Consider the following 26,252-nt stretch of genomic DNA (forward strand, 5'->3'; position numbering starts at 1 on the left):
ATCCCGACGCGTCGCTACCATGGCCCGCGCCGGACGCCGCCGCACCGGGCCCACGGACGAGGGAGAGCAGATCATGTGGTTCGACACCTGGAGTGCCCTCGGGCGGATCCTCCTGATCGGGGTCGCGGCGTACGCCCTGGTGGTCTGTGTGATCAGGATCTCCGGCAAGCGCACACTCAGTCAGTTGAACGCCTTCGACTTCATCGTGACGGTGGCACTCGGTTCGACGCTGGCGACGATCCTGCTCAGCAAGGACGTCTCGTGGGCGGAAGGCGCGCTGGCGCTCGCGCTCCTCGCCGGCCTCCAGCTCGTCCTCGCGCTGCTCTCCTCGCGGGTCCCGGCTTTCCGCAGCGTCGTCACCGCCCGACCAGCCCTGGTCCTGTCACACGGACGGATCGACACCGAGGCGCTCCGGAAGAACCGCCTCGCCCGGTCCGAGGTGTTCCAGGCGATCCGGAGCAGCGGGATCGGAGACGTCACGGACGTCGCCGCGGTGCTCCTCGAGACGAACGGGACCCTGAGCGTGATCACCGAGCAGCAGTTCGGTGACGGCTCCGCCCTCGACGAGGTGCCGTGACCTCGAGCGCCGATCGGCGCATCGCGAGGAGCAGCGGCGCAGGCGTCTCCGGAACAGGCCGCGGTCCGTCGACGTGGCCGACGGCGGACGGGAGGCGCGGTGCGGGCCCGCACCGCGCCTCCCGTCCGCCGCCCGGTCAGGTGTCGGACCGCGCGGACGCGACCTCGAGCGTCACGACGACCGCCGCGACGGCGAGCGCCGTCACCGGCAGCGACACGGCCGGCAGCGCGATGGACGCGAGGACCACGAGCGTCAGCCCCACGACCACCAGGTTCGCGCGGACCGACAGCGACGGGCGGATCGCGAGCGCCCAGATCGACAGCACGAAGACCGCGACCGGCACGGCCACCGTCGCGGCGACCGACGCCGACGACAGGTCGACGCGGCCGGCATCGGCGCTGACGGCGACCTCGATGCCGGCCGGCAGCGCCCCGGCGGCGGCGAAGACGAAGTAGTGGCCGTAGCCGAACACGAGCGCCGTCGGCAGCGACCGGATGTGCGCGTGCTGCTCGCGCGAGAAGTAGATCCACCACATGCCGACGGTGATCACGAGGCCGCAGCCCGCGAGTGCGAGCAGGGACCCGAGGTGCTCGGTGTGGTCCAGGGCGTCGATGACGGCACCGGCCGAGGCGACCAGGCCCTCGCCCAGGACGATCAGGGTGAACAGGGAGAACCGCTCGGCGAGGTGCCGCGTGTGCCACGGGGCCGTGCCGGTCGACGTCTGCGCCCAGATCGGCACGAGCAGTTCGGCGAGCACGAGGAACGGCGCCGCGGACGGCCAGAGGGCGTCGGGCAGGGCGAGCGAGACCACCCAGAGCACCTGGACGACGGTGATCCCGATCGCGCGCCGCATCGCGGTCCCCCGGTAGCGGCTGGACGACGCCGCGGCGCGGACCCACTGGGCGACGAGCGCCAGTCGCATCACGACGTAGCCGATGATCCCGATCGTGAAGTCGTCGTCGACCATGGCCGAGTGCACCCCGGCGGCGAGGACGAGCACCCCCGCCATCTGCACGAACGTCATCACGCGGTACAGCCAGTCGTCGGTGTCGAACGACGTGGCGAACCACGTGAAGTTCATCCACGCCCACCAGATCGAGAAGAACACCAGGCCGTAGGACAGGGCCGCCGAGGTGACGTGCCCCTCGACCTCGATCGCGTGCAGGTTCGTCGCCGCGAAGCCCACCGCGACGACGAACACCAGGTCGAACAGCAGCTCGAGGGGGCTCGCGGCCCGGTGCCGTTGGTCCGGGTCCCGCGGCGCCATCCGGCGGAGTCCGATCGTCGGCATGGGTGCAACGGTAGGACCCTGCCCGTCGCGGCGCCAGCGCACAGGTCGTGGTCGGTCTTCGTCGACCAGACCGACAACACCCTCGACGATCTCGTCGAGGGTGTTGTCGGTCAGCGGCAGTGGTGGTCAGCGTCCTCGCCGCTGGTTGCGGTTCGTGCCGAAGAGCACCATCCCGGCGATCAGCAGCAGGACCGCACTGCCGAGCGCCAACGGCAGCCCGGCGGCGCCGGTGAAGGCGAGCTCGGACGCCGACGTGCGATGCGGGTCCGGCTGCTCGGACGACGCCGGGGAATCCGGGTCCGCCGGGCTGGTCGGCGTTTCGGGATCCGTGTCGATCGGCGTGGCCGGGTCGGTCGGGTCCACCGGATCGGTCGGGTCCACCGGGTCCACCGGGTCCACCGGGTCGATGGACGTGAGTACACCGGCGTCGATGGTCAGGTCCCGGCTGATGGAGTCCCTCAGCCCTTCGCCCGTGTCCTTCCAATCGATCGACACCGTGTCGGTCTCGCCGTCCTCGTCGGCGTCGGAGTCGATTCCGGGATCCGTGTCGACCTGCTCCGTCGTGAACCGGCGGCCGTCCGGGGCGGTGAAGGTCACCACGTAGCCACCGGGACGCAGGTCGTCGAAGCGGTACGTTCCGCGGGCGTCGGTCGTGGTGTCGCGGGAGACGTCGTCGTCGCGGTCATCGGTGCCGGCGAGGTGGACCGGGATGCCTCCGAGGCCCTGCTCGCCGTCGTCCTGCAGACCGTCGCTGTTGCTGTCGGCCCAGACGTGGTCGCCGATGGCGCCGGCGACGATTCGGATGGTGGCGCGGTTCGACTGCGCCGGGAGCTCGAGGTTGGACGCCCGGAGCCCGAACCGGTTCGTGTAGGTGTCTCCGTCGCGCTGTCCGTCGGTCGTCATGGTGACGGTGTGGCGGACGGTCTCGCCGGACTCGACGGCGCTGGTGCGCTCGATGCGGACCGCGGTGACGTCCTTGAAGTCCTCGGAGTCGAGCTCTGACTCCGCCTTCCAGACCGTGGAGCCACCGGGCAGGTTGGACGCGTCCTTGCCGTCGAGCGAGACGGTCGCCGGGTCGGCGGTGGTGTAGCGCACCGTCTCACCAGCGTCCGCGTCGACCTTGATGCCAGCGGCGAGCCAGGCCTTCCCGTGGAAGTCGGATCGCTGCGCGTCACCGGAGTAGGGCAGTACATCGATGACGTCGAGGCCGCTGATGTCCGTGGCGTCACGGTTCGTGTAGCCGAGGTCCCACTGGAGATCGTCGCCGGTGGCGACGACGGGCTCGGCGACGTCCTTCTCGATGCCGACACCTCCGGTGGTGACGATCTGGAGGGCACGGTCTGCCTCACGGCGGAACGTCTCGGATCGGTCGCTGGGCGAGGCGATGGAGGCGTGGTTCTGCACGGGACCTGCCGGGGCGAGGTTCGACACCTGGACCCTGTAGCTGATCGGTGCGATCGCCTCGTTCGGCTCGACGTCCTCGAGGACCCAGGTGAGTCGCTGCCGCTCCTTCCCCGCACTGTCGGTCACGGTGTCGACCATCGGGCTGACGGAGGCGCTGTCGGCCACGTACGTCGTGTGCAGCGGCAGGACGTCGCGCACCGTCACGGTGGTCGCCTTGCCGGTGGTGTGGCCGTTGGTGAGGGTCGGGTAGACCGCGTACTCCAGAGTGCTTCCGGAGACGGTGAAGCTCGTCTTGTCCGGGGTCGTGCCGGGAGTGGTACCGGGGTCGACGATCTTCTTCTGGATGCGAGCGAGGTTCTCGGTGATCAGGACGCTGTCGGCGAGGCCGCCCGCGCCGTTCTCAGGTGTCGTGGCGTTGTGGTGCCAGCTGCTCGTGTGCGTACCGGTGCGGACGTGTCCGAAGTCGTAGGCGCGGGTGCCGTTCTCGGCGTCCTTGACCGTGATGTTCGTGAACAGCGTCGCGGTCCGGCCGCCGAGGAGGTCCCCGACGGCGCGGACGGCGCCGATCGAGTCAGTGCCGCCGGGCACGTCTCGGGGTTCGTCGTACCACTCGAGGTCATCGTCGCCGCAGGTCTGCTTCTGACCCGACGCCGGCGAGCCCATGTCGTAGGCGGCGTACTGCACCTTGTCGGTGCCGCTGAGTCCTCCCGTCCACGCGGAGGCCGCGTCGAGCTTCGCCAGCTTCTGGGTCGACCGGTCGAACGTGTCGCAGAGGATCGTGCCCCGGTAGGTGCTGATCCCGTTGTTGTTCAAGGAGACGTCGCTCCGCAGCGCTGTCCCCGGGGTGGCCCAGGGGTCACCTCGCTTTGCCGAGCCGTCGGTGACCGAGCCACCGTCCGCTGCCGGGCGGTGGATGCGCTTGTCGGCCGTGCCCGGTCCGAGCTCGACGATGTTCCGGCTGGCCGTGTTGTCCGTCAGGGGTTCCTGGCCGCCGGGGTAGTTGGGGGCGCCGCTGGTCGAGGTGGTCTGCAGGGCGGAGTAGGTGTTCTTCGAGATCACCGAGGTACCGGTCGGCGGGTAGGGCATCCAGAAGGTGATGTAACCGGAGACGAAGTAGGCCTTGTTCCCGCCGGCGATGGGGCCGCCGCCGATGTTCTGCGAGGGCACGCGAGCGGGGTCCGTGACGGTCCCGCTGATCGTCACCTCGGTGTCCGCGCCCGGCGCGTCCTGCGTGCAGGTGAACGTCCCCGAGTCGACGACGTTGCGCGTGCCCCCGCCGGACCCGCCGGGGAGGTTCCCGATTCGCCATTCGTTGATCTCGTTGGGGCCGCACGCGGGGTCGGAGCCGTTCCAGAGCTGCGCGGTCGAGGGCAGGTCGCCGAGCATCTCCGACACGTCGTCCGTGAAGGTCATCGGGCCGGTGCTCTTCTCGAAACCGAGGAATCCCTGGCCCGCGATGATCGGGGCCCAATCGACCATCACCGGGTACCGGAGCCGGATGCCCTCGTCGCCGTTCGGGCCGACGAAGTCCGGCGTCACGGCGGGACCGACGACGTTCTTCGACAGGTTGTAGCGGGCTGCGGCGGACACCTCGAGCGGGGGCGCGTCGACGGTCACCACGCCGTTGTCGGTGTTGTCTGCGGTGCCCTCGGCCTGAACGGCGATGGTGTCACCGTTCTTCATGTCACCGGAGACGTTGAGGACGACGGGGACGGTGAACAGCTCGCCTTCGCGGCGGTCCCCCACGCCGCAGTCGAGCGTCTGACCGTCGATCCGGGAATTCCCGCCGGAGCACGGCTCGGGAAGCCCTGCCCAGCTCGTGCCGGTGGGAGCGGTGATGCTGAAGCGCTGATTGATGCTGCCGCCGTCGTTGGAACTCATCTCGACGCTGTAGGTGATCGCGTCGAGGGTGCGCACGATCCCGTTGGAGGCGCTCGCATCACCGCCGGGCTGGTCCTTCGTCGTGAAGGGGCCGTTGCCGTCCTTCGCGACCTTGACGGCCAGGCCGATCGTCGCGGCAGGAGCGGCGCCGACAGCGCCCTCGGCATCCGGTGCGGGCCGCCCCGTGGGCGTCGGTGCTTCCGGTGCCGGCGTCGGGGCCAAGGCCGGGGCCGGGGCCTCTTCGTCGGGTGACGCCGGCGTCGTCACCGCAGCCGCGGGGGCAACCGCAGCGAGCAGAACGCTGAGCGTGACTGCAGTCGCAGCTGCTCCGAGGATCGGGGGGCGGGTTCGCATGGGACTCCTGACGAGAAGGAAAGACAGACGGTGTGGTACATCAGTGCAAGATGTGATCTTACAAACGATCGGTACGAACACAAGGTCGGCTTCTCGACAGGCGCCAGCCCGGGCTGGGCCGGGGACGTCGATGGAGCGTCGCGCTACTGGTGCGCCGGGCGGCCCTCTGTGCCGAGGTGCGTGCGGAGCACATCGCGGACACTCGTCCACGTGTGCACGCCGTAGCGGTCGTTGTCGACGTGGTGCAACTGCGCCTGCCCGCTGAACATGCTGACGAAGTACTGCATCCCCTGCCACGCCGGGAACGTCTCGTCCTGGCCCTTCGACAGGCGCTTGCCCACTGCACTCATGACCGAGAGGGTCCCGGTCGTGCCGGCCCACTGCAGCCGGAAGCGCTCCCCTGTCAGCTCGCTCATCGTGCGCGCGACGTCACGCGCGGAGACCTGGTCGCCCGCCATCTCGATCACCCGCGGCGCGTCGTCGTCGAGGGCGGCGAGCGCGGTGACGCGGGCGACGTCGTCCTTCGTGGTGAAGTCGAGCACCTGGTCGGCGGAGGACCAGAACAGCACGAGCCGGCGGCCGAACAGGATCATCGGCGCTTCACCGGTGAGCAGGTCGGTGAACATGCCCGTGAGGATCGACGTCGCCCGCACCGGCGCGGCGTCGAGGTCCGCGGCGAACTCGCGGCGCAGCTCGAAGTTGCGGTTGGTGCCGGGCACGATCCGGCGGTAGTCCGCGGAGTAGTCCGAGGGGATGAACCGCCGGACACCCGCTGCGACGGTCGCCGCCAGCAGCGCACGTTGCGCGTCGATGATGACCGGACGGGTCCCGCTGACGGCGGACACGACGACGTCGGCACCGGCGACGGCCCGGGTCAGAGCATCGTGGTCGCCGTACTGTGCGGCGACGACGTCGACACCGGCTTCGGTGCCGAAGCGGGAAGCAGCTGTCCCGCTGCCCGGGCGCGTCAGCACCCGGACCCGGACATCGTGCTGGGTGAGCTCGCGGACGATCCGGTGCCCGAGGTCGCCCGTGGCACCGGCGACGAGGATGGTGGTGGTCATGGGCGGGGCCTCACTGCAGTGGTGGTCGACGGGGTCGTCGAGGTGCGCCGTCGGGATCGCTCCGGGACGGCGAGAGGGTGTTGGAACGTGGGGTCCGCCTGGTCCGGTCCGGCGGGGCCGAGCCCGGCGGTGAGCGCGACGCGGGACAGCAGCCGGCGCAGCGTCGTCTGTTCGTCGTCGTCGAGGTGCCGCATGAGCACGCCCTCGGCGTCGCGCAGGGCCGATCGTGTCCGGTCGAGCAGTGCCCGCCCGGCATCGGTGGGGTGGATCTGCCGCACCCGCCTGTCCGTCGGGGCGGGGCGGCGCTCGACGAACCCGCCCGTCTCGAGCGCGTCGACGATGTAGGTCATCTGGGTCTTGTCGATCCCGAGGCGCTGCGCGAGTCCGAGTTGCGACGACGGTTCCTCGGTGGTGGTCGCGACGAGCACCTGGTAGCCACGAGGACCACCCGGCACGTCGGCGACCGCCTCGCTGCCCAGTCGCGTGAAGCCCTGGAATGCCAGCGGCAGCGCCCACCCGAGTTCGGATTCGATCCCCTCGGCACCCCAGTCGATCTCGGGGAGCGCTTCGGTCGGCGTCGGACTGTCCATGGCGGAGATCGTACCGGAACAAGATCGTCTTGCGCAGAGATCATCTGTAATCACGACGGAGTCGGGCACTGCACCACGTCCATGAGGGACGGGAGGCTCGGTGCCAGCTGGCACCGAGCCTCCCGTCCGTCACGAGCGGCCGCCAGGGCCGCTCCCGCACGCGGTCGGCCGCGTCCTACTTGCTCTTCGAACCCGAGGTGCCGGGCAGGCTGAGGACGTTGTCGGTGCCCTGCGGCACGACGATCAGCGAGCCGTTGTCGCCGGCGCTCTTGGAGCGGACGTTGCCGTTGTTGTCCGAGTCCGAGCCGTTCACCGCGTTGATGTAGGTGACGGTCTGGTTGCGGATGTTGAACGTGTGCAGCGTCGCCCACGGCGCCTTGAAGTGGAACCCGGAGTCCGTGGTCTGCCCGACGATGTTTCCGGAGATGTCGACCTGCACCTTCGACTCACCGGTGTCCTGCGCGTACAGAGCGCTGCCGAGGGTGAGCCCGACGAACAGGACCCCCGCCGTGGCAGCGGTCCAAGCGGCGATCAGGTTCGGGCGGCGGGTGGGGACGACGGGGCGTGCCTCTCGGCCCGGCGTGGCTGGCCGCCCCGGGATGGTGTACGTCCGTGTCCGGAAGAAGAGCGCGACGAGCGCGATGACGAGGAAGACAATGGCGGCGACGAACATGACGCGGGGGCGCGAGCGGTGCGCGGGGACCGTGCCGCCTGGTGCGAGGTTGTACACATGGTGCGGCCCTGGGTGCCTCGCACCATGTGGACGACCTCGCACCGAACGAGCGCGCGCGTCGCCGAGCCGTTCGCCCGGCCGCGAATCAGGGGATGTTCACCACCCCGGTACCGCGACCCGCACCGAACTGATCCGCCCGGCCCGCGTCCGCGCCGTGACGTCGGGGTCGTAGCTGTCCGCAGTCGCCAGGTAGAGGGTGCGCCCGTCCTCGCCACCGAGCGCGCAGTCGATCGCACACAGCCCGGGAGCATCGATGCGGTCAGTGACATCGCCCCCCTCGACAACCCGGAGGAACTCCCCCGTGTCGACCGAGCAGACCCAGATCGCGCCGTCGCGGTCGACCGTGCTGCCGTCCGGCGTCACGCCCCCGGGCAGGGCTGCCCACTCGCGCCGTCCCGTCAGCGAACCGTCGTCCTCGATGTCGAACGCGGTGAGCCGGCCACCCCACGTCTCGCTGACGACCAGGGTCCGGGTGCCCGGCAGGACGTTCGCGCTGTTGGGGAACACCAGACCCTCGGCAGCGAGGCGGACCGAGCCGTCCGGGTCGATGACGTACAGCGGGCCCGGGCGCAGTTCCTCGCCCGCGTAGAGGTCGTACCCGAACGCGCCGATGTAGGTCCGGCTGGTCTCGGCGTCGACGACCAGGTCGTTCACGAGCGACGACTCGACGGTCGACAGGTCGGCGAACACCGAGGTGCTGCCGTCCGGCTCGACGCCGACGACCGTGCGGGACTCCATCGAGCTGATGATCAATCGCCCGTCGGCGAGCCACCCGAGCCCCGACGACTGCCCCGCGACCGTGGCCTCGAGCCGGGGTCCGGCGGTCGAGGCGGGGTCGACGGAGAACACCTCGCCCGTGTGCATGTCCGAGTACCAGAGGCGTCCGTCGTGCCAGCGGTTGCCCTCGGGGAACCGGATGCCGGAGGTGATGACGTCGTTCGCGGAGTCGAGGGTGATGTGCACGGATCCACCCTGCCAGCGGGACCGGGACGCTGCCCGGACGGATGCCGTGACGTCGCCTAGGGTCGTCCCATGCCGGGCCAACGACTCATCCACCACCTGGGCGTCTTCGCCAGCGACTTCCCCGCGAGCGCCGCTTTCTACACCGCCGCGCTCGCGCCCCTCGGCATCGAGGCGGGCTACCGCACGGACTCCGTCGCCGAGTTCTGGCAGCACGGGGACGACACCCCGAGCGTTTCGCTCGAGACCGCTCGAACCCCCGAGGCGACGACCCGTGGACTCCACCTGGCGTTCGACGCGGGCTCGCGGAGCGAGGTCGACGCTTTCCACCGCGAGGCCGTCGCCGCCGGAGGGGTGTCACGACACGAGCCGCGGCACTGGCCGGAGTACGGCGCGTACACCGCCTTCGTGTCCGACCCCGACGGCAACAACGTCGAGGCACTGATCAAGGAGACCGGTGACTGAGCCGTCGGCTGGACAGCGGTTCCCGACCGGCGAACGGCACGACGCATCTGGCACGATCAACGCATGCCCCTCGACGGAACTCCCCTGCAGCGTCTCGGCTTCCTGACGATCGGGTCGTTCGACCCCGCACGACCGTCGGCCGGGCACGAGGACACGCTGCGGGTGATCGAGCGCGCCGAGGCCCTCGGCTTCGACAGCGCGTGGTTGCGTCACCGACACCTGCAGCACGGCATCTCGTCGCCCGTCGCGGTCATGGCCGCCGCGTCGCAGCGCACCTCGCGCATCGACCTCGGCACCGCGGTCACGCCGATCGGCGCCGAGAACCCGTTCCGTCTGGCGGAGGACCTCGGCACGGTCGACGTGCTGCTCGGCGGTCGCCTGAACCCCGGGTTCTCGGTCGGCACACCGATGCACTTCGACCTGTACCGCGCCGCGATCTACCCCGACACCGCCGAGCACGAGGACCTGGGCAACGACCGGCTCCTCCGCTTCCGCGACCTCGTCCGCGGCGACCACGTGACCGGAACCGACACCGTCGGACGTCGTGGCATCGAGGAGTTCGCGAGCACCGTCCAGCCGCACAGCGCCGGCCTGGCTGACCGGATCTGGTACGGCACGGGCAGCACGAAGTCCGCCGTCTGGGCGGGCGAGAACGGCTTCCACCTGCTCACGTCGAGCGTGACGCGCGGTGAGGACGGCACGGACTTCGCGACCAACCAGCGCGCGCAGATCGACGCCTACCTCGACGTCCACCCCGACCCCGGCACCGCACGGGTCTCGCAGGGCCTGGTGGTCATTCCGACCGACACCGCGACGCGGGAGCAGGAGGCCCGCTACCGCGCCTACGTCGACAGCCGCTCGGGTCGCGTCGGCGTGCCGATGGGACCCGCGGGGATGCTCTTCGCCGCCGACCTGGTGGGCACGTCGGCCGAGATCGCGGACCGGCTGCGCGCCGACGCCGGGTACCAGGCCGTCACCGAGGTCGCCTTCGCGCTCCCGTTCTCGTTCGAGCCCGACGACTACGCGCAGATCGTCACGGACATCGCCGAACGGCTCGGCCCGGAACTCGGCTGGGCGCCGAAGCGCGCGGTCTGAGAACCGCGCCAGACCAACTGACCGGAGGTGGGCCCCACCAGCCGGTACCGGCGCACCGCGCCAGCGGGGTGACGGCCGTGCCGGGAGGTGGGCCCCACCAGCCGGTACCGGCGCACCGCGCCAGCGGGGTGACGGCCGTGCCGGGAGGGACGGCGCCAGCTGGCACCGTGCCTCCCGTCCGCCGTCGACGCGCGCCCAGGACGCGCGATCAGTCCCGCTGGTCCGCCTCCACAGCATCACGCAACCGGTCGAGCACGTCCGGCACCGCCGAGCGCACCCGGCTCCAGCTCGGGATGAACGGCTTGTCGTTCGGGCGCGCCGTGAAGGCGCCGCCGGCGTCGAGGATCGCCTTGGTGAAGAGTTCCACCGCAGCCTCCTCGGCGTGCTGGTCGAACGCGAGCCCGCTCATCTCGGCCTCGTGCCGGTAGACCTCGACGATGTCGAGCGCGTTCCGGTAGTACGTCGCCTTGAGCACCCGGAACGAGTCCGAGGTGAGCGGGACGCCCATCGTCGCGAGCTTCCGGAGCAGTGACTGCACGATGTCGTTGCCCATGCGTGCGAGTCCGCCGGTGCCGTCGGCCTCGGCGAGGGGCTGGTGCTTGTGGTCGTACGCGTCGGCGATCTCCACCTGGCACACCTGGCGTGTCGCGTAGTCCCGGTAGACCTCGGACAGCATGCCGATCTCGAGCCCCCAGTCCCCCGGGATCTTCAGGCCGTTCAGCACGTGCGCGCGCATCGCGAACTCGCCGGACAGCGGGTACCGGAAGCTGCTGAGGTACTCGAGGTACTCCGACTCCCCGTAGACCTGTCGGAGCGACCGGAGCAGCGGTCCGACGAGCAGTCGTGCCGCGCGACCGTTGATCCGGCCGTCGGCGACCCGGGCGTAGTACCCCTTCGAGAACTCGTAGTCGAACGCCGGATTGGCGACCGGGTAGAACAGCCGGGCGAGCATGCCACGGTCGTACGTGGTGATGTCGCAGTCGTGCAGCGCGATGCAGTCCGCCCGCTCCGACGCCAGGGCGTAGCCGGTGCAGTACCAGACGTTCCGGCCCTTGCCCGGTTCGCCCGGTGCCAGTCCCGCGCGCTCCAGTTCGGCGTCGAGCTCGCGCAGCCGCGGCCCGTCGTTCCACAGGATCCGGTGCCGCTGCGGCAGCCGGTCGAAGAACTCGCGGGCGTGCTCGAACTGGGAGCGGTCGGCGCGGTCGAGCCCGATCACGATCTCGCTGAGCCAGTCGGCCTCGGCCAGCTCGTCGACGATCCGCGAGAGCGCGGGACGCTCGAGTTCCGAGTACAGCGCCGGCAGGATCAGGCTCATCGGGCGCTTCTCGGCGAAGCCCCGCAGGTCCTCCTCGATGCTCGCGGTGCTGCGGCGGCCCAGGTCGTGGAACGTCGTGATGACGCCGTTCTGGTGGAAGTCGCTCATCGGTGGCTCCTGACGGACGGGGTGCGGAAGTGGCTGAGGTGGTGGGTGAGGCCCTCGGTCCACCCCTGCGGGCCGGGGTCGGTCGTGCGGTGGACGCGTTCGGGTCGGTCGTCGGCGAGCGGTCCGGGCGCCGGGCCGTGCCCGCGGACCACGACGGCGAGGTCGACGGCGTCGAGCAACGCGGTGTCGTTCGGGCCGTCGCCGAGCCCGATCGTGAGCGGAACGGTACCCGTCCGGCGCTCGTGGTCGGCGACGAGCATCCGGATCGCGGCGCCCTTGTCGCGCCCCGCGGGCAGCACGTGCCAGAACCGGCCGCCGCGCACCAGGTCGAGGCCGGCGACGGCGAGCGCCGCGCGGAACTCCTGCGCCCGGTCGTCGTCCTCGGCGTGCCAGAGCAGCACCTCGGATGCCTCGCGCGCGCGGGCCGCGCCCGCAGCTCCCAGGTCGAGTCCGGTCCAGTCGGCGACGACCTGGTCCGTCACGGCCGAGAAGGTCGAGAAGCCCAGGTCGAGCGATGTCCGGATGTGGTCGAGGTCGTCGTGCAGACGCTCGAGGTCGCCGTCGGACGCTCCCGCGAGCGCGAACCCATGGGGAGCCACGACCACCGCGCCGTTCTCGGCCACGAACGCGTGTCCGTCGAGCCCGGTGCGCGCCTGCAACTCGGTGATCTCGACCCGCGTCTTGCTGCTGCAGAACACCACGGGGACGCCGTCCGCGCGCAGGCGGTCCAGCATCGGCCGGGCCGCGTCGAACGAGTAGTCGTGGTGGTCGAGGAACGTCCCGTCGAGGTCCGTGACGATCATCAGGTCGAGTGGTGGCATCGTGCTCCGCTGGCGGCTGGCTGGGCTGCGGGCGGCGATGCCCCCGACCACACTGCCACGCGTGTGCGTCGGTTGGGTGAACACGGCCCCGGGTCGCGCGACGCGACCAGCGGACGGGCCGGCGGGGAAGGATGATGGAGGGGTGAACCGGACCGATCGCCTGTACGCCCTCGTCGAGGAACTCCGTGCGGTTTCGCCGCGACCGCGGAGCGGCACCTGGCTCGCGCAGCGGTTCGAGGTGTCCGTGCGGACGATCGAGCGCGACCTCGCAGCGTTGCAGCAGTCGGGCCTGCCCATCTGGGCGGAACCCGGCCGTACCGGCGGGTACGCCATCGACGCCGCCGCCACCCTCGGCCCCGCCGGCTTCACCCTGGACGAAGCACTCGCCGTGCTGATCGGTCTCGGAACGCTGGACAGCAGTCCGTTCCGCCACGCTGCCCGCACGGCCGCACGGAAGACACTCGCGGTGATGCCGGCTCGCGACGCGGCACGGGCGACCGCGCTCGCGTCACGGATCCACCTGCTCGAGGAAGGTGACGACGCCCCGGCTCCGGCGGAGTTCGCCGCGGCGCTCCGCGCGGACCGAGTGGTCCGGCTGCGCTACCGGGATCGCACCGGCGAGGAGTCGGTCCGCGACGTCGAACCGTTGGGCTCGATCGGCAAGGACGGCCAGTGGTACCTGGTGGCCTGGTGTCGGCTCCGCGACGGTGTCCGCGCGTTCCGGGGGGATCGGATGCTCTCGCTCGAACTGACGGACGAGCGACCACCGCGGCGCATCCTCCCCCCGGAAGCGCTCACCATCGAGTACGGGCGACTGCGGTCGGTCGTGGACTGACTGACGGCTGAGCGGAGCGGATGCGGCAAACACCGACAGGACGGTGTCGCGGAGGGCGACCAGACTGGGCCGACCAGTTCATCCCGCACCAAGGAGACACACCATGTCGTTCTCGTCCATCCGCGTCGTCACCGACGACGTCGACCAGCTCGCTGCCTTCTACGAGCGCGTCACCGGGCACCCGGCTGAACGCCCAGCACCCGTCTTCGCGCAGTTCACCGGGCCGGGTGCGACCCTGGCGATCGCGCACGCCGCCACCGTCGCGGCCCTCGGTGACGCTGTCGCCCCGAGGAACAACCGCTCGGTGATCGTCGAGTTCGAGGTCACGGACGTCGACGCGGAGTTCGCTCGGTTGCGCCTCGATCCGGAGGACGTCGTTCTCGCACCGACGACGATGCCGTGGGGGAACAGGTCGGCCCTCGTCCACGATCCCGACGGGAACCTCGTGAACCTGTTCAGCAAGCCGGCACTCCCGGCGTGACCTGCTCGCGCGAGAGTTTCGTCAGCCGCGAGGGGTTCGTCAGCTCAGTCGGGCGCGCATGCACCACCCGTCAGAGGACCCCGTCGAGGCGCTCCCCACCGCGGATCACGGCGTCGGCGAGTTCCCGGAGTCCCCGACCGGTGCCGCGTGCCCCCGTGCGGAGCAGCTGGAATGCTTCGTCGACCGCGATGCTCTGTCGGTGCGCGAGCGCTCCTTTGGCCTGCTCCACGGTGGCGCGGGCGTCGATCGCGTCCCGCACCTGCTCGTCCAGCGTCTGCAACCGTCCGTGATCACGCTGCCGGACCAGGGCAGCGGACGCGGCGTCGGCGAGCATCTGGATGAGGACGACGTCCGTGTCGTCGTGGCCCTGGTCGTGTGTGGCGAACACGCACACTGATCCGATCGTCGCGCGGCGCAGCCGGATCGGCTCTGCGAAGGTACCGACGAGACCGCGGGAACGCATCGTCTCGGTGAAGACCGGCCAGCCGGCTTCGTGGGTGGCGATGTCCGGGACGTCCACGGTCGCGCCGGTCCGGTAGCAGTCCAGGCACGACCCCTCGTTCGTTCCGAGTTGCGCCTCTTCCGCGTCGCTGCTGCGTTCACTGGTCGACGCGATGACGTGCAGCACGCCGTCGCGGTCGGCGAGGACGATGCCGGCTTCGGTGGCCGAGGTGCACCGGATGCAGATCTCGATCGCGCGGTCCATCGCGTCGAGGACGTCGAGCCCGGGGTCGAGGACCTCCTCGAGCGCGGCAGCGAGTCCGTCGAAGCGGTCAGGGTGCTGGGTCGAGTTCGCGTGGCGGTCGAACCGGTTGGTGCGGCGGATGAGCTCGGCGACGAACGCATCGTCCTCCGGCTCGAGTTCGTCGTCCGGTGCCGGCTCGGTCATGACGGTCGTCGCGGGGCCGAGGAGGAGCCCGACCGTGGTGGCGACGCCGTGCGCATCGGCGGTGGGGACCTCGACGACGTCAGTGGTGCTGTTCTGCGCGAGGACGACGGAGTAGGCGAGCACCGCGTCGGCGGTCGCGTCGCTGGTCATGACGCGGGAGTTTCCGTAGACCACGTTCTTCATCCGGCCAGGGAACGCCCATCGTGCTGACCCCCGACGCACGATGTCCACCTTGCGAGACAGGCCTCGGAGCGGTCGGTGGCAGGGGTCCGCGCACCTCGGTCGGTTCGCCGGCGCCCACCGGGACGAGTTCGGCGAGCTCCTCGGCAGATCCGGAAGGCCGCACCGAGCTGGTGTGGGCAACCACCTGACCGGTCGGCAGGGATCACGCGTGGTGCGGCGTGCCGGCGAGCACGGCACGGGTGCGTGCGGCGATCTCGTCGACGAAGTCCAGATCGGCTGGCTCGAGCAGGTCGTCCGCGGCTTCCTCGGCGAGCACCGGGATCCCCGGTCCGAGCACGAGGCTCACGAACGTTTCGGCGCCGGTGAGGTCGACCGCCGGCATCGTGACGACGTCGGTCAACGCGCTCTGCCCCAGCGCGGCCGTGTACTGCAGCACGGCCGTCGCGGCGGCGCTGCTGGTGAGGATGGAGGACAGTCCGTAGACGAGGTACTTCATGAGTGATCCGGTTCCGACCTGCTCCCGATGCGGCGAGGAAACCGATCGGTCGGAGCGCCTGGTGACGGCGCTCCTGGTCATTCAGGGTGAGGCACCCGCGACCAGCTCAAGAAGGAAGCGACCGTGTGCGAGAAGAGGAGCACGTCGTCAACGAGACCCGTGCGAATACCACGGTATGTCGTGATCCGGGCATTCCGCGGCGTGACTGCGTCATCTGGACCGCGGCGGAATCGACAAGGCGACCTGCCTGGAGGCGCGGCGACAGCTGGCACCGCTCCGAGCGCGGATCTGCGGCGTCGAGCTCGCCGTCGCGCGCCCGGGCAGATCCGAGCGTTGCGCATCGTCCGGGTGTTCCGGATGAGCGCGGACCCCACGGACGGGCGCATGCACGAGATCCTGGGCAGCCTCTCGTCGCGGTACACCGACTTCGCGGAGGTGTGGAGCCGCTACGACGTGTCGACGCCCACACACGGACACTTCGTCCAGGACGTCAGCCCGTTCGGCCGGCTGCAGTTCGACTGGGAGCTGCTCGAGCTCCCCGGTTCGGCCGCGGACTCACCTTCACACCGATGTTCCCGTCGAACACGAGCACCGCCGCGGCGATCGCCTTCCTCGACACCCGGATCCGCTCCCGTGCTGCGCGACAGGCACCCGCGTCGCCCTCGTCGCCCTCGTCGCCCTGACAGGCGTGCGCCCACCGGACGGGAGGCGCGGTACCAGCTGGCACCGTGCCTCCCGTCCGGCAGTGGCGCTCGTCCAGGGCATCGTCAACCTGCTCAGCGTGTCGGTCAAGGGGAAGGGAAGGATCCTGGCATCAGGCGGCGGCTGCGTTGGCTGAGGAGCGACACTCGTCCGGTGGCCGTCCCGCGACGGACTCCGCTGCGATGTCACGGAGCCGCGCGAGGCGATCGTGGGTGGCGGTGAGGGCGTCGAGCTGGCTCTGGATGCGATCGCTCTCCTCGTCGAAGTGGTCGAGCATCGTCGGTGTCGCGACCCCGGTGTCGAGGAAGGGCAGGAGTTCGATGATCCGTCGACTGGGCATGCCCGCTGCGTACAGCATCTGCATGAAGCGCACGCGCGTCACGTCGGACTCGCGGTACTCTCGGTGTCCGCCCGTGGTCCGCTCGGACTCCAGGAGACCTTGTTCCTCGTAGTACCGCAGCGACCGCACGCTGACGCCGGCCCGTTCCGCGAGTGCACCAATCCGCATCGTTCTGTCCCTCGGGCTTGATTCTCACGTCGACGTCAGGTTCTAGCGTAGCGGCATGGACATCTCTGGAGCCACTGCCCTCGTCACCGGCGCGAACCGCGGCATCGGACGCCATCTCGCCGCGCAGCTGACCGCACGCGGGGCGAAGGTGTACGCGACCGCCCGACGCCCTGAACTGATCGACCTCGAGGGCGTCGACCGTCTCGCCCTCGACATCACCTCCCCCGCGTCCGTCGCAGCGGCAGCCGCGGTCGCGACCGACGTCGATCTCTTGATCAACAACGCCGGGATCGCGACCACGGCGACCCTGCTGGGCGATCTGGACGCGGCGCACGCCGACATGGACACGAACGTCTGGGGCACCCTGTCCGTGATCCGAGCCTTCGCCCCCGTCCTGTCCGCGAACGGCGGTGGGAGCATCGTGAACATCGCGTCGGGTGCCTCGTGGCTCGCCATGCCGGGGGCCTCCGCCTACGCGGTGTCGAAGGCCGCCCTGTGGAACATGGGCAACGCGTTGCGTCACGAGCTGACCGGCCAAGGGACCGCGGTGATGTCCGTGCACCTCGGAGTGGCCGACACCGACATGACCGCGGGGATCTCGATGGCCAAGACCGACCCGGCGGACGTGGCGCGCGCGACCCTGGACGGGGTCGAGCGCGACGACTACGAGGTCGTGGTGGACGAGCAGGCTGCGTCGATCAAGCAGATGCTCGCCGGCGACCCCAGGGAGCTGTACGCGGTGGTGGCGCAGATGCTCGCGTCGTAGGAGCCGGCTTCACGCAGCCTTCGGCATGGCCGCCAACGTGCGGCCGTGCCGGGCCGCCTGCTCTTCGGCGCGAACCCGCAACTCGTCGGCCAGCTCCGTGAACTGGTCGAGTGCGGGGTTCACCCCGACGAGCGTGAACTCGCGCGTCACCACCTCGAGGTCGAGCTGCCAGACGTCCTCGAGGATGCGCCGCATCCAGGCCGTGGCATGGTCCCAGCCTTCCCTGGGCGTCCCGGCGGAGTAGTTGCCACCCTGCACCGTGACCAGGACCGCCGGCTTGCCCACGGTGGCAGGCACGGCGCCGGGCGACATGCGCGGATCGGTCAGCACGAGATCGACGTACGACTTGAAGTGCTGCGAGACGCCGAAGTTGTAGAGCGGCACAGCGAACAGCAGCGCGTCGGCATCGGCGAGCTCGTCGGTCAGCTCACTCGCCAGGGCGACCGCGGCGACCTGGGCGGGCGTGCGCTCGGACTCGGGCGTCGCGGACGCGGCGATGGCGTTGGCCCAGGTGTCGGCAGGCAGGGGGGCGGTGCCGACGTGACGGCGGACCACCGCAGAGCCCGCGTGCACGGCGCTCCACTCGGCTTCGACGATGTCGCCGAGTGCTCGGCTGGTGGAGCCATCGGTGCGGATGCTGGCGTCCAGGCGGAACAGGGTCATGACACTCCTTCGATCGTTCCCGGGTCGGCGACCCGGGCTACGGTTACGATGAGTAACCCTGCCCGCCGGGTTCCCGTTACCGCAAACGATCCCCTGTTACCCGGCAGTAACCACGGGAGACCACATGACGGACCAGACGGCACTGGACCTGTTGCAGGCCAGGCTCCACCAGTCCATGCCCACGATGGCCGAGCTGTGCACGAGCGAGGACCCGGAACTCTTCCGGTCATTGCTGTCCCGGATGGGCGACAAGTGGACCCTGTTGGTGATCGGGGTCCTCGGCGACGAACGGCGGCGGTTCACCGAGCTCTCCGAGGTCATCCCCGGCATCTCACGCCGGATGCTGACCGTGACGCTGCGCGCACTCGAGCGCGACGGGCTCGTCTCGCGGACGGTCCACGCCGAGGTGCCGCCCCGCGTCGAGTACGAGCTCACCGACCTCGGGCGGTCGCTGCAGTACGTGGCCCTCGCCCTCGCCGACTGGGTACGGGAACACCAGCAGGTGATCGCCGGCAACCGGCAGGAGTTCGACGGCGACGCCTGAGATCGGTGACGATGGCGACCCTTGCGCCCGACAGCGGATCGGCCACCGGACACGCCTGTCAGCGGCGCAGGTTCGCTTCATTCAGTCACGCTCGGGTCGGGCGGACCCGTGGAGTGCGAAGCCGATCGCGCCGACGATCGCAGCCAGCAATCCCATCGCCGCGACGACCAGCCCTCCGGCCACGAGTCCGACGTACTCGACGCCGGCGCCGAGGACCGCCATCACGAGCCCCGCAGCCATCGCCCCGAGGCCGAACGCAAGGCCGAGTACACGAGGCGGAACACGGGAGAACATTCTTGCAGTCAACTCTCCACGAGCGGCGCGCGGCGCTGGCGTGGCGGCCGTGCATAGAGGCGCATACCGGCGCACCGCGCCAGCGGGGCGCCGGACGATCCTGGAGGGACGGGGCCAGCTGGCACCGCGCTTCCAGTCCGTCAGCGCCGCACGTCCACGGCCGCGCACGACGCGACCACGCCGCTCACCGGCGCGGCGGGAGCCGCGAAACGAGCCGCCGCCTGGCTCCCCCTTCCTCCGGAGCCCTCCGGGTCGTATGGTTTACAGCGTTGTAAACGGGCCGCCGCAGGGACGACCCGCAGGTCACGGCCGTCGCACGGCCCGATGGACGAAGACGTCCACGAGGAGCACCCACTTGCGCCCCATCTCCTTCCGATCCCGAGGGCTGCGCCGTGCGCTGTCGTCGGGCATCGTCGCTGCGACCGCCCTCGGCACGCTCGGGATCGCCGCGATCCCGGCCGCCGCGGGCCCGGCAGCCGACCGCACCGTCGTCTCGGGCCAGGCCCGGTTCGAAGTGCTCTCCCCCACCCTGATCCGCACCGAGTACGCGGGTGACTCGCAGTTCACCGACGGCAGCACCTTCAACGTCATCGGCCGCGACGACTTCGCACCGACGACGTTCACGAAGACCGAGCGGAACGGCTGGCTGACCCTGGACACGGGCGCGATGACCGTCCGGTACAAGGAGGGCTCGGGGGCCTTCACGCAGGACACCCTGCAGACGACCCTGACCACGGGCTCCGGCCAGCGGGTCACCGGCACGCCGTGGGTGTCGACGCCCACCCCCTCGTGCACGATCGGGTCGCTCTGCGAAGCCGAGACGCTCGGGCTCACCGGCCTGTCGCTCGCCACCGACCACACGGGCTTCACCGGAGCCGGGTTCGCCGCGGGCTTCGAGTCCGTCGGCAACGCGATGACCTTCACGACCACGGCGGAACGTGCTGGCTCGTACGACCTCGCCCTGCGCTACGCGAACTCGCAGGGCGGCGACGACCAGGTCGCCACCCGCACCCTCAGCGTGACCGTCGACGGTGGTGCCGCGAAGACGATCCGGCTGGCACCGGGCGCGAACTGGGACGACTGGAAGACCACCGCCGCCACGACGCTCGACGTGCCCGCGGGCGAGCACCGTGTGCGCATCGAACGCACCGCGGACGACTCGGGCCGGGTGAACGTCGACAGCCTGGCCCTGGTCACCACGGGTGCCGCCTACCCGGCGCCGTCGACCACCGTCACCGGCGAGGACTGCGCGTTCGGCACCGTGTGCCAGGCCGAGGACTCGGCACGCACCGCTCCGGCGACGACCGCCACGAACCACAACGGCTTCGCCGGGGACGGCTTCGTCGCCGGGTTCGAGCGTGCCGGGGCGCAGCTGACGACCCACGTCACCGGGGTGCCGGCCGCGGGCGACTACGCCCTGCAGGTCCGCTACGCCAACGGCTCCGCCGGGGCGCCGACGCTCACCGCGGCCCCGACCGGTCAGCAGTCGACCACTGCACCGCTCCCGAAGACGAGCGGCTGGGACTACTGGAACACCGCCACCGTGCCGGTGCACCTGGCCGCCGGCACGAACGACGTCGTGATCGGGTGCCCGACCGTGGCGAACAACTGCAACGTGAACTTCGACACCGTCGCCGTGGTCGACACCGCGTCGCCGGTCCTCGCCGCACACGCACCGCTCGGCGGGTACCGACGCGACCTCGACACCGCCAACGGATCGGTGAAGACGAACCCGGGTCTGCTCTACCAGGACGGCTGGTCACTCCTCGACGACAGTGCCTCGGCGCTGTACGACCAGGCGACCGACACCGTCACCCCCGCCGGCGGCCACGGCGGCGAGCGCTACCAGGACGGCTACGTCTTCGGGTACGGATCGGACTACCGCCACGCCCTGCAGGAGCTCGCCGTCCTGACCGGTCCGACGAAGCTGCTCCCCCGCTGGGCGTACGGCGTCTGGTACTCCGAGTACTACGACCGCTCGCAGGCCGACTACATGGCGATCGCGAAGCAGTTCGACGACGAGGACGTCCCCGTCGACGTCATGGCGATCGACACCGACTACAAGATCGGCAGCCCCACCGACCAGGGCGACAGCAAGTGGAACGGCTGGTCGGTCGACCCGTCCCGGATCCCGGACATGACCGGCCTGCTCGCCGACTGGCACGCCGAGGGCATCCACAACACCCTCAACATCCACCCGTCGATCTCGAGCCAGGACCCGCAGTTCGCGAAGGCCCAGGCCACCGCGAAGGGCAAGCTCACCAAGGGCGACGGCGACCGGTACCTGTTCGACTGGTCCGACCCCGACCAGCTCAAGGCCTACTTCGACCTGCACACCTCGCTGCAGCCGAAGGGCGTCGACATGTGGTGGCTCGACTGGTGCTGCAGCGAGAACTCGAAGTACTCCGCGAACGGCGTCACCCCCGACGCGTTCATCAACCAGCAGTACGCGAAGTACACGGACCAGGCGCTCGGCGGCCGCGGCCTCGCGTTCTCGCGGGCGTACGGCTCGCTGACGGCCGGCGGCTACGGCAACCCGCAGGCGGTCCCGACCGGCCCGTGGGCGGACAAGCGCACGACCGTCCACTTCACCGGCGACACCACGTCGTCGTGGGACATGCTGCTCGCCGAGGTCGGCTACACCCCCGGTGAGTCCGCCGCGACCGGCCTGGCCTCGGTCAGCCACGACATCGGTGGCCACAACGGTGCGCAGTACGGCATCGAGGGCGCCGAGGAGGGCACGACCCAGCTGCCCGAGGACCTCTACGCCCGCTGGGTGCAGCTCGGCACCTTCCAGCCGATCGACCGCCTGCACAGCAACCACAGCGACCGGCTGCCGTGGCAGTACCCGGCCGCTGCCGAGGCCTCGGCGAAGCGGTTCCTGAACCTCCGCGAGGCCCTGGTCCCCCTGACCTACACGCTCGCCGCCCAGGCGACCGAGACGGGCACCCCGATCCTGCAGCCGCTCTACCTGCAGTACCCCGAGGCGCAGGAGTCCTACGCCCAGGCCGGCTCGGAGTACCTGTACGGCCCGGACGTCCTCGTCGCCCCGGTCACCACCGCGAACGACGACTCCGGCAAGGCGACCCGCTCGGTCTGGTTCCCGGCCGGCAGCTCGTGGACCGACTGGTTCACCGGTAAGACGTACGCCGGAGGCACCACCGCCGACGTGACGACCGACCTGAACAGCATGCCGGTGTTCGTGAAGAGCGGCGGCATCGTCCCCACCCGCTCGGAGCAGGTCGGGAACGACGCCGCACCGCTCGATGCCGTCACCCTGACGGTGGCGACGGGAGCGAACGGCTCGTTCGACCTGCACGAGGACGCCGGCGAGGACACGGCTGCTTCCGTCTCCGCGAAGGCGGCGGCCGCAGGCAACGCTTCCACCGCCGTCCGCTACACACAGCAAGCCGGCGGCGGCTCGCTCGCCATCGCCCCCGCCGACGGCTCCTTCGCCGGCCAGGTGCAGGACCGATCGTGGACGGCGACGTTCACGAACGCCGACCGCCCCCGCACCGTCACCATCGACGGCAGGGTGATCGCGGACACCGCCTGGACCTACGACGCCGTCACACGCACGATCAGCGTGCCGGTCGCCGAACGGTCCGTGACGAAGCGCACGGTCGTCGCCTTCAGCAGCAAGGCGGCGGCGACCCCGGCCCTGCGGGTCGAGTCGCCTCGGGTGGACGCGGGCGACACGCAGACCGTGACCGGCGCCGGGTTCCCGGCGGACACCGACGTGGCTCTGGCGACCGCACCACGCATCGGTGGTGCCACCGCGCACACCGATGCGAGTGGTGCGTTCTCGGCCGACCTGCGGGTGCCGGCCACGGCGTCCGGTCGGGTGACCGTCACCGCGTCGGTCGACGATGTGGCCCTGGCGCGGGCCGCCTTCACCGTGGTGGCTGCGGCTGCTCCGTCGCCGACCACGTCGCCGGGTGCGGGCACGCCGGGCAGCGGCGCTCCGACGCCGGGTGACAGCGGATCCGGTGCACCGGGCGCGGCAGCGCCGGGCGACGGTGGCGCGGATGCGGGCAGCGACCCGGGCGGTGCGCTGGCGTGGACGGGCGCGAACCTGCTTCCCCTCGGGCTGTTTGCGGCGGCACTGCTCGCCGCCGGTGGGCTCGTGTGGACACTGCGGAGCCGGCGACGCCGCGCGCGTGCCTGAGCCCGCCTGAGCGGTCACCCGTCACGGGCGGATAACGGACTGGAGGCCCGGTGCCAGCTGGCACCGGGCCTCCCGTCCGTCCGTGTCGCGCTGCGGGTCCCGATCACGCGTCCGCAGGCTGGTCCCGTCCAAAGACGGAACTGCTAGACAAAACGTTCTGCGTCTGACATGTTAACGACTGGTGTCAGGATTCGCACCCGCTGCGGCGTGAGGAGTGGACGTGACCAAGCAACAGATCACGGCCACCGCGGGCCTGCTCCTGCTGGCCATGCTCCTGGCGGTGCTGGTCGGGGTGTTCGACGCTCGCCGACGTGTCATCGCCGCGGAAGGCAATGACCTCCGCACGGGCCAGAGCGCGTGGGTGATCGCGACGATCGACGAACTCATGCGTGCTCGGAGCGCGTTCGAACCGGGGACGAAGGTGTTCGTGGGTCTGGACGGTGACGTCCGCGCCGTCGTGGTCCTGTCCGGACAGTGGACAGACGTCCCACTGCACGACGGGCACGCACTGACCGGGCGCCCCGGCGAAGCCCTCGCCGGCGCTGACGTTGCCGTCCGCGGCGACGACATCGCGGTCGATGGCAAGACCTACAACGTGGTTGGACGTCTCGGCGTCAGGGCCGCCAGTCTGCTGTCCGATGACGTGATCATCGCCGATCCGTCGCGGTTCTCGGCGTCACCACAACGACTGCTCCTCGACGGCCCGAGCAGCGCCCACCACTACAGCGCACAGTTACCCGGCCGAAGCGTCGAGATCATCGACGACGGCACGAACCGCAGGACGAACGTCGACGCCGTGTCGCCCATCCTGGTCGCGCTCGGTTCCCTCGTCGTCGTGCTCATCGCCGTGGTCGCCGGGCTGCAAGCTGGACGATGGGAACTCCGCGCTGCCGCCGTCCGCTTCACCACGGGGATCCGACCGTTGACCACCCTCCGCAGCGCGGCCGCCAGAGTCGCTGTGATCGGCACCGCCGCCTGTACGACAGCGCTCGCGGGCGCGGCAGTCGTGAGGCAGACCACCATCCTCGACCTCGACGTCACCACCGCAGTCGTCGCGGTCGGAACCGTCGTGCTTGCCGTGTCCGTCACTTCGCTCTGGCAGGGAACCCGACGATGGAACTGCTGAACGATCTTCGATCCAACTGGACGATCATCGTCGCCAAGATCGTCCTGCTCGTGCTGCTCGCACTCTGTTGGTACAACGTGGCGTCGTTCACCCAGTCCACCTCGCAGGCAGTGGCCCAGGGCCTGTCCGCTGATGCCGACGTCGACCTCTACACCGTGATCGACGATCTCGGCCCGGAGGCTTTCGAAGCGATCCGGCGAGACCAGCACGCGGTCGACGGAGTCGCCTCGTTCGTCGACCGTATCGACGATGAGCCCGGATTTGACTTCATCTCCTCGTACGACCAACCCGTGACCGTCCAGGACTTCCGCGGCGACGACCGCTTCGACATCGGTTACGGCACCGAGTACACGCTCAAGGGGAAGTACCAGGACGAGTCCGGCAGGACCGTTCAGGACATCAAGTCCATCCAGCTCAACGAGACCGCCTACGAGTTCGCGGGACTCTCCGTGCAGGACGGCGTACCGATCGATTGGGACGCTGTCGACTGGGGATCTGGCCGGATCCCGGTGCTGCTCGGCAACGACTACCGCGGCGTGTACGAGGTCGGAGCGCGATTCGCCGGAGCGGTCATCCTGCGGGAGCAGGAGCTCGAGGTCGTCGGTTTCCTCGAGCCGGACAGTGCCATGTACTTCCGCGGTGAGCCCAACCACTACCTCGACGACACCGTCATCGTGCCCTACCCGCCGACACTCGCCGGACTCGACCGAGCAGCGCTCGACCGGGTGGATCCCGAGCTGTTCGGACGCCTGGTGTTCCAGGTACTCAGCGCCGACCTCGCCGTCGATCACAGTCTCGATTTCGGAGACGTCGTCGCGCGTCTCGACGCGATCGGAGACGACACCGGCTTCCGGTCGTACACGTTGCTCGGAGTTCCGACCTACCTCGTGCAGCTCTCCCTCGTTCGCCAACTCATCCAGGACAACCTGGTGCTCGTCACCGCGCTGCTCGTCGTCCTCACCGCGGGCGTGGGCATCATCACGGCGTTCCTCCACCGGCTCCTGCATCACCGTCGAGCGCCAGTGGCGCGGGTCCACCATCTCCTCGGGAGGAGCCCGGATGCCACGAACCGGCTGTTCCGCGGAAGCCGCCTCACCGAGTACACCGTGGCGCTCGGGCTGTTCCTCGCGACCAGCGCGCTGCTCCCCAACGACAGCGAGATGGCTCGACTCGGCGCCGGCACCGCCCTGCTCCTCTGGTGCGTGGCGGACGGCACACTCGGCCGGCGAGCCATCCGCATCGAACTGACCACCCAACGCCAAAGGGGTACCCCACGATGATCACGCTGCGCGACGTCTCGAAGACGATCACCGAGCCCGACGGATCGACCAGAACGCTGTTCGACCGACTCGACTTCGACCTTCGCGAAGACGATCGCTCGGTCTCGATCACCGGGCGCAGCGGATCCGGCAAGAGCACACTGCTCCGGATCCTCGCCGGCCTCGACACCGACTTCGGCGGGACCTACGAGCACGACGGGCACGTGCTCGAGCGCACCGCACGGAGGATGGCGGCGCACCGACTGCGACACATCGGCATCGTCACCCAGGACCACAGCCTCCTCGGCGACCGCAGCGTGCTCGACAACGTCCGGCTCGGCGTTCCTGCTCGCGCTGACTCCATTGACCGAGCACATGAAGCTCTCGAGGCGGTCGGCATCAGTCACCTCGCTGGCAAGCGCCCACGACGACTGTCAGGAGGAGAAGCCCAGCGCGTCGCGATCGCTCGAGCCATCGCGAAGCGCCCTGCCGTCGTCCTCGCCGATGAGCCCACCGGCGCACTGGACGAGACGACCGAAGACGACGTGCTCGCCCTCTTCGATCGGCTGCAGCAAGCGGGAACCAAGTTCGTGATCGTCACCCACAGTGAGCGCGTTGCACAGCGATGCGGACGTCGACTGCAGCTACAACACGAGCAGCTCATCGGGCGCGGCTACTGA

25 protein-coding genes are annotated in these 26,252 nt (G+C 70.2%); 12 read left to right on the forward strand and 13 right to left on the reverse strand.

Translation table 11 applies throughout. From position 1 onward, the window contains the following. The first annotated feature begins 19 nt into the window (after nt 1–19). Nucleotides 20–577: a DUF421 domain-containing protein gene (locus tag ITJ56_RS15990; protein ID WP_228518072.1), complete on the forward strand. Its 558-nt coding sequence runs from the start codon at nt 20–22 to the stop codon at nt 575–577. 136 nt (nt 578–713) lie between these two features. Here ITJ56_RS15990 and ITJ56_RS15995 read toward each other — a convergent pair whose 3' ends face one another. The 6 genes from ITJ56_RS15995 to ITJ56_RS16020 form a co-directional block, all read right to left on the reverse strand. Further along, nucleotides 714–1,868, reverse strand: coding sequence for a low temperature requirement protein A (locus ITJ56_RS15995; RefSeq protein ID WP_194631620.1), 1,155 nt, complete (start codon nt 1,866–1,868; stop codon nt 714–716). A gap of 126 nt (nt 1,869–1,994) precedes the next feature. Beyond that, the gene (locus tag ITJ56_RS18760; RefSeq protein WP_194631621.1) at nt 1,995–5,507 is read right to left on the reverse strand and encodes an SdrD B-like domain-containing protein; all 3,513 of its coding nucleotides are present in this window, start codon (nt 5,505–5,507) and stop codon (nt 1,995–1,997) included. Nucleotides 5,508–5,650: 143 nt separating this feature from the next. Continuing rightward, nucleotides 5,651–6,571, reverse strand: coding sequence for an NmrA family NAD(P)-binding protein (locus tag ITJ56_RS16005; protein WP_194631622.1), 921 nt, complete (start codon nt 6,569–6,571; stop codon nt 5,651–5,653). After that, nucleotides 6,568–7,161 carry a MarR family winged helix-turn-helix transcriptional regulator gene (locus tag ITJ56_RS16010; RefSeq protein ID WP_194631623.1) on the reverse strand — a complete coding sequence of 198 codons (594 nt, stop codon included), beginning with the start codon at nt 7,159–7,161 and terminating at the stop codon, nt 6,568–6,570. The genes ITJ56_RS16005 and ITJ56_RS16010 overlap by 4 nt, the downstream gene beginning before the upstream one ends. A gap of 175 nt (nt 7,162–7,336) precedes the next feature. Beyond that, the gene (locus ITJ56_RS16015) at nt 7,337–7,891 is read right to left on the reverse strand and encodes a hypothetical protein (RefSeq protein WP_194631624.1); all 555 of its coding nucleotides are present in this window, start codon (nt 7,889–7,891) and stop codon (nt 7,337–7,339) included. 99 nt (nt 7,892–7,990) lie between these two features. After that, the gene (locus ITJ56_RS16020; protein ID WP_323749846.1) at nt 7,991–8,857 is read right to left on the reverse strand and encodes an SMP-30/gluconolactonase/LRE family protein; all 867 of its coding nucleotides are present in this window, start codon (nt 8,855–8,857) and stop codon (nt 7,991–7,993) included. Between the two features lie 69 nt (nt 8,858–8,926). On the opposite strand from ITJ56_RS16020, the gene ITJ56_RS16025 reads away from it, so the two are divergent. Both ITJ56_RS16025 and ITJ56_RS16030 read left to right on the forward strand, forming a co-directional pair. Further along, the gene (locus tag ITJ56_RS16025; RefSeq protein WP_194631625.1) at nt 8,927–9,319 is read left to right on the forward strand and encodes a VOC family protein; all 393 of its coding nucleotides are present in this window, start codon (nt 8,927–8,929) and stop codon (nt 9,317–9,319) included. A 63-nt stretch (nt 9,320–9,382) separates the two neighbouring features. Then, a complete protein-coding gene (locus ITJ56_RS16030; protein WP_194631626.1) occupies nt 9,383–10,414 on the forward strand; it encodes an LLM class flavin-dependent oxidoreductase in 1,032 nt (343 codons plus the stop codon). A gap of 208 nt (nt 10,415–10,622) precedes the next feature. Here ITJ56_RS16030 and ITJ56_RS16035 read toward each other — a convergent pair whose 3' ends face one another. Together ITJ56_RS16035 and ITJ56_RS16040 are read right to left on the reverse strand one after the other, a co-directional pair. Beyond that, entirely contained in the window at nt 10,623–11,837 is a 1,215-nt protein-coding gene (locus ITJ56_RS16035) for a glycosyl transferase (protein ID WP_194631627.1), read from the reverse strand. Further along, a complete protein-coding gene (locus ITJ56_RS16040) occupies nt 11,834–12,658 on the reverse strand; it encodes an HAD-IIB family hydrolase (protein WP_194631628.1) in 825 nt (274 codons plus the stop codon). Before ITJ56_RS16040 ends, ITJ56_RS16035 begins: the two co-directional genes overlap by 4 nt. 142 nt (nt 12,659–12,800) lie before the next feature. On the opposite strand from ITJ56_RS16040, the gene ITJ56_RS16045 reads away from it, so the two are divergent. Together ITJ56_RS16045 and ITJ56_RS16050 are read left to right on the forward strand one after the other, a co-directional pair. Then, the gene (locus tag ITJ56_RS16045; RefSeq protein ID WP_194631629.1) at nt 12,801–13,493 is read left to right on the forward strand and encodes a helix-turn-helix transcriptional regulator; all 693 of its coding nucleotides are present in this window, start codon (nt 12,801–12,803) and stop codon (nt 13,491–13,493) included. Between the two features lie 103 nt (nt 13,494–13,596). Then, the gene (locus tag ITJ56_RS16050) at nt 13,597–13,974 is read left to right on the forward strand and encodes a VOC family protein (protein ID WP_194631630.1); all 378 of its coding nucleotides are present in this window, start codon (nt 13,597–13,599) and stop codon (nt 13,972–13,974) included. Between the two features lie 70 nt (nt 13,975–14,044). Here ITJ56_RS16050 and ITJ56_RS16055 read toward each other — a convergent pair whose 3' ends face one another. Next, nucleotides 14,045–15,046, reverse strand: coding sequence for an ANTAR domain-containing protein (locus tag ITJ56_RS16055; protein ID WP_194631631.1), 1,002 nt, complete (start codon nt 15,044–15,046; stop codon nt 14,045–14,047). A gap of 202 nt (nt 15,047–15,248) precedes the next feature. Beyond that, nucleotides 15,249–15,542 carry a hypothetical protein gene (locus ITJ56_RS16060; protein WP_194631632.1) on the reverse strand — a complete coding sequence of 98 codons (294 nt, stop codon included), beginning with the start codon at nt 15,540–15,542 and terminating at the stop codon, nt 15,249–15,251. A 348-nt stretch (nt 15,543–15,890) separates the two neighbouring features. Here ITJ56_RS16060 and ITJ56_RS19155 point away from each other — a divergent pair, with 348 nt between their 5' ends. Next, entirely contained in the window at nt 15,891–16,466 is a 576-nt protein-coding gene (locus ITJ56_RS19155; protein WP_416354800.1) for a hypothetical protein, read from the forward strand. Here ITJ56_RS19155 and ITJ56_RS16070 read toward each other — a convergent pair. Further along, entirely contained in the window at nt 16,357–16,752 is a 396-nt protein-coding gene (locus ITJ56_RS16070) for a MerR family transcriptional regulator (protein ID WP_194631634.1), read from the reverse strand. The genes ITJ56_RS19155 and ITJ56_RS16070 overlap by 110 nt on opposite strands. Before the next feature lie 55 nt (nt 16,753–16,807). On the opposite strand from ITJ56_RS16070, the gene ITJ56_RS16075 reads away from it, so the two are divergent. Beyond that, nucleotides 16,808–17,518: an SDR family oxidoreductase gene (locus tag ITJ56_RS16075; RefSeq protein WP_194631635.1), complete on the forward strand. Its 711-nt coding sequence runs from the start codon at nt 16,808–16,810 to the stop codon at nt 17,516–17,518. A gap of 9 nt (nt 17,519–17,527) precedes the next feature. On the opposite strand, the gene ITJ56_RS16080 is transcribed toward ITJ56_RS16075, so the two are convergent. Further along, on the reverse strand, nt 17,528–18,181 hold the full coding sequence (locus ITJ56_RS16080) for an FMN-dependent NADH-azoreductase (RefSeq protein WP_194631636.1): 654 nt from the start codon (nt 18,179–18,181) through the stop codon (nt 17,528–17,530). 124 nt (nt 18,182–18,305) lie between these two features. Between ITJ56_RS16080 and ITJ56_RS16085 the strand changes: the two genes are divergently transcribed. Then, nucleotides 18,306–18,725, forward strand: coding sequence for a winged helix-turn-helix transcriptional regulator (locus tag ITJ56_RS16085; RefSeq protein ID WP_416354799.1), 420 nt, complete (start codon nt 18,306–18,308; stop codon nt 18,723–18,725). Nucleotides 18,726–18,806: 81 nt separating this feature from the next. Here the strand turns inward: ITJ56_RS16085 and ITJ56_RS16090 are convergent, their stop codons facing one another. Continuing rightward, entirely contained in the window at nt 18,807–19,019 is a 213-nt protein-coding gene (locus tag ITJ56_RS16090; protein WP_194631637.1) for a hypothetical protein, read from the reverse strand. Between the two features lie 355 nt (nt 19,020–19,374). Here ITJ56_RS16090 and ITJ56_RS16095 point away from each other — a divergent pair, with 355 nt between their 5' ends. The 4 genes from ITJ56_RS16095 (at nt 19,375) to ITJ56_RS16110 (ending at nt 26,252) form a co-directional block, all read left to right on the forward strand. Beyond that, nucleotides 19,375–23,187, forward strand: a complete 3,813-nt coding sequence (locus tag ITJ56_RS16095) for a TIM-barrel domain-containing protein (RefSeq protein WP_228518076.1) — start codon at nt 19,375–19,377, stop codon at nt 23,185–23,187. Nucleotides 23,188–23,407: 220 nt separating this feature from the next. Next, a complete protein-coding gene (locus ITJ56_RS16100; RefSeq protein ID WP_194631639.1) occupies nt 23,408–24,313 on the forward strand; it encodes a hypothetical protein in 906 nt (301 codons plus the stop codon). Beyond that, a complete protein-coding gene (locus ITJ56_RS16105) occupies nt 24,301–25,593 on the forward strand; it encodes a hypothetical protein (protein WP_194631640.1) in 1,293 nt (430 codons plus the stop codon). The genes ITJ56_RS16100 and ITJ56_RS16105 overlap by 13 nt, the downstream gene beginning before the upstream one ends. Continuing rightward, complete coding sequence (locus ITJ56_RS16110) at nt 25,590–26,252, forward strand: ABC transporter ATP-binding protein (RefSeq protein WP_194631641.1); 663 nt, start codon at nt 25,590–25,592, stop codon at nt 26,250–26,252. Before ITJ56_RS16105 ends, ITJ56_RS16110 begins: the two co-directional genes overlap by 4 nt.

The sequence above is a fragment of the Curtobacterium sp. VKM Ac-1376 genome, assembly GCF_015351025.1.
Classification (GTDB): domain Bacteria; phylum Actinomycetota; class Actinomycetes; order Actinomycetales; family Microbacteriaceae; genus Curtobacterium.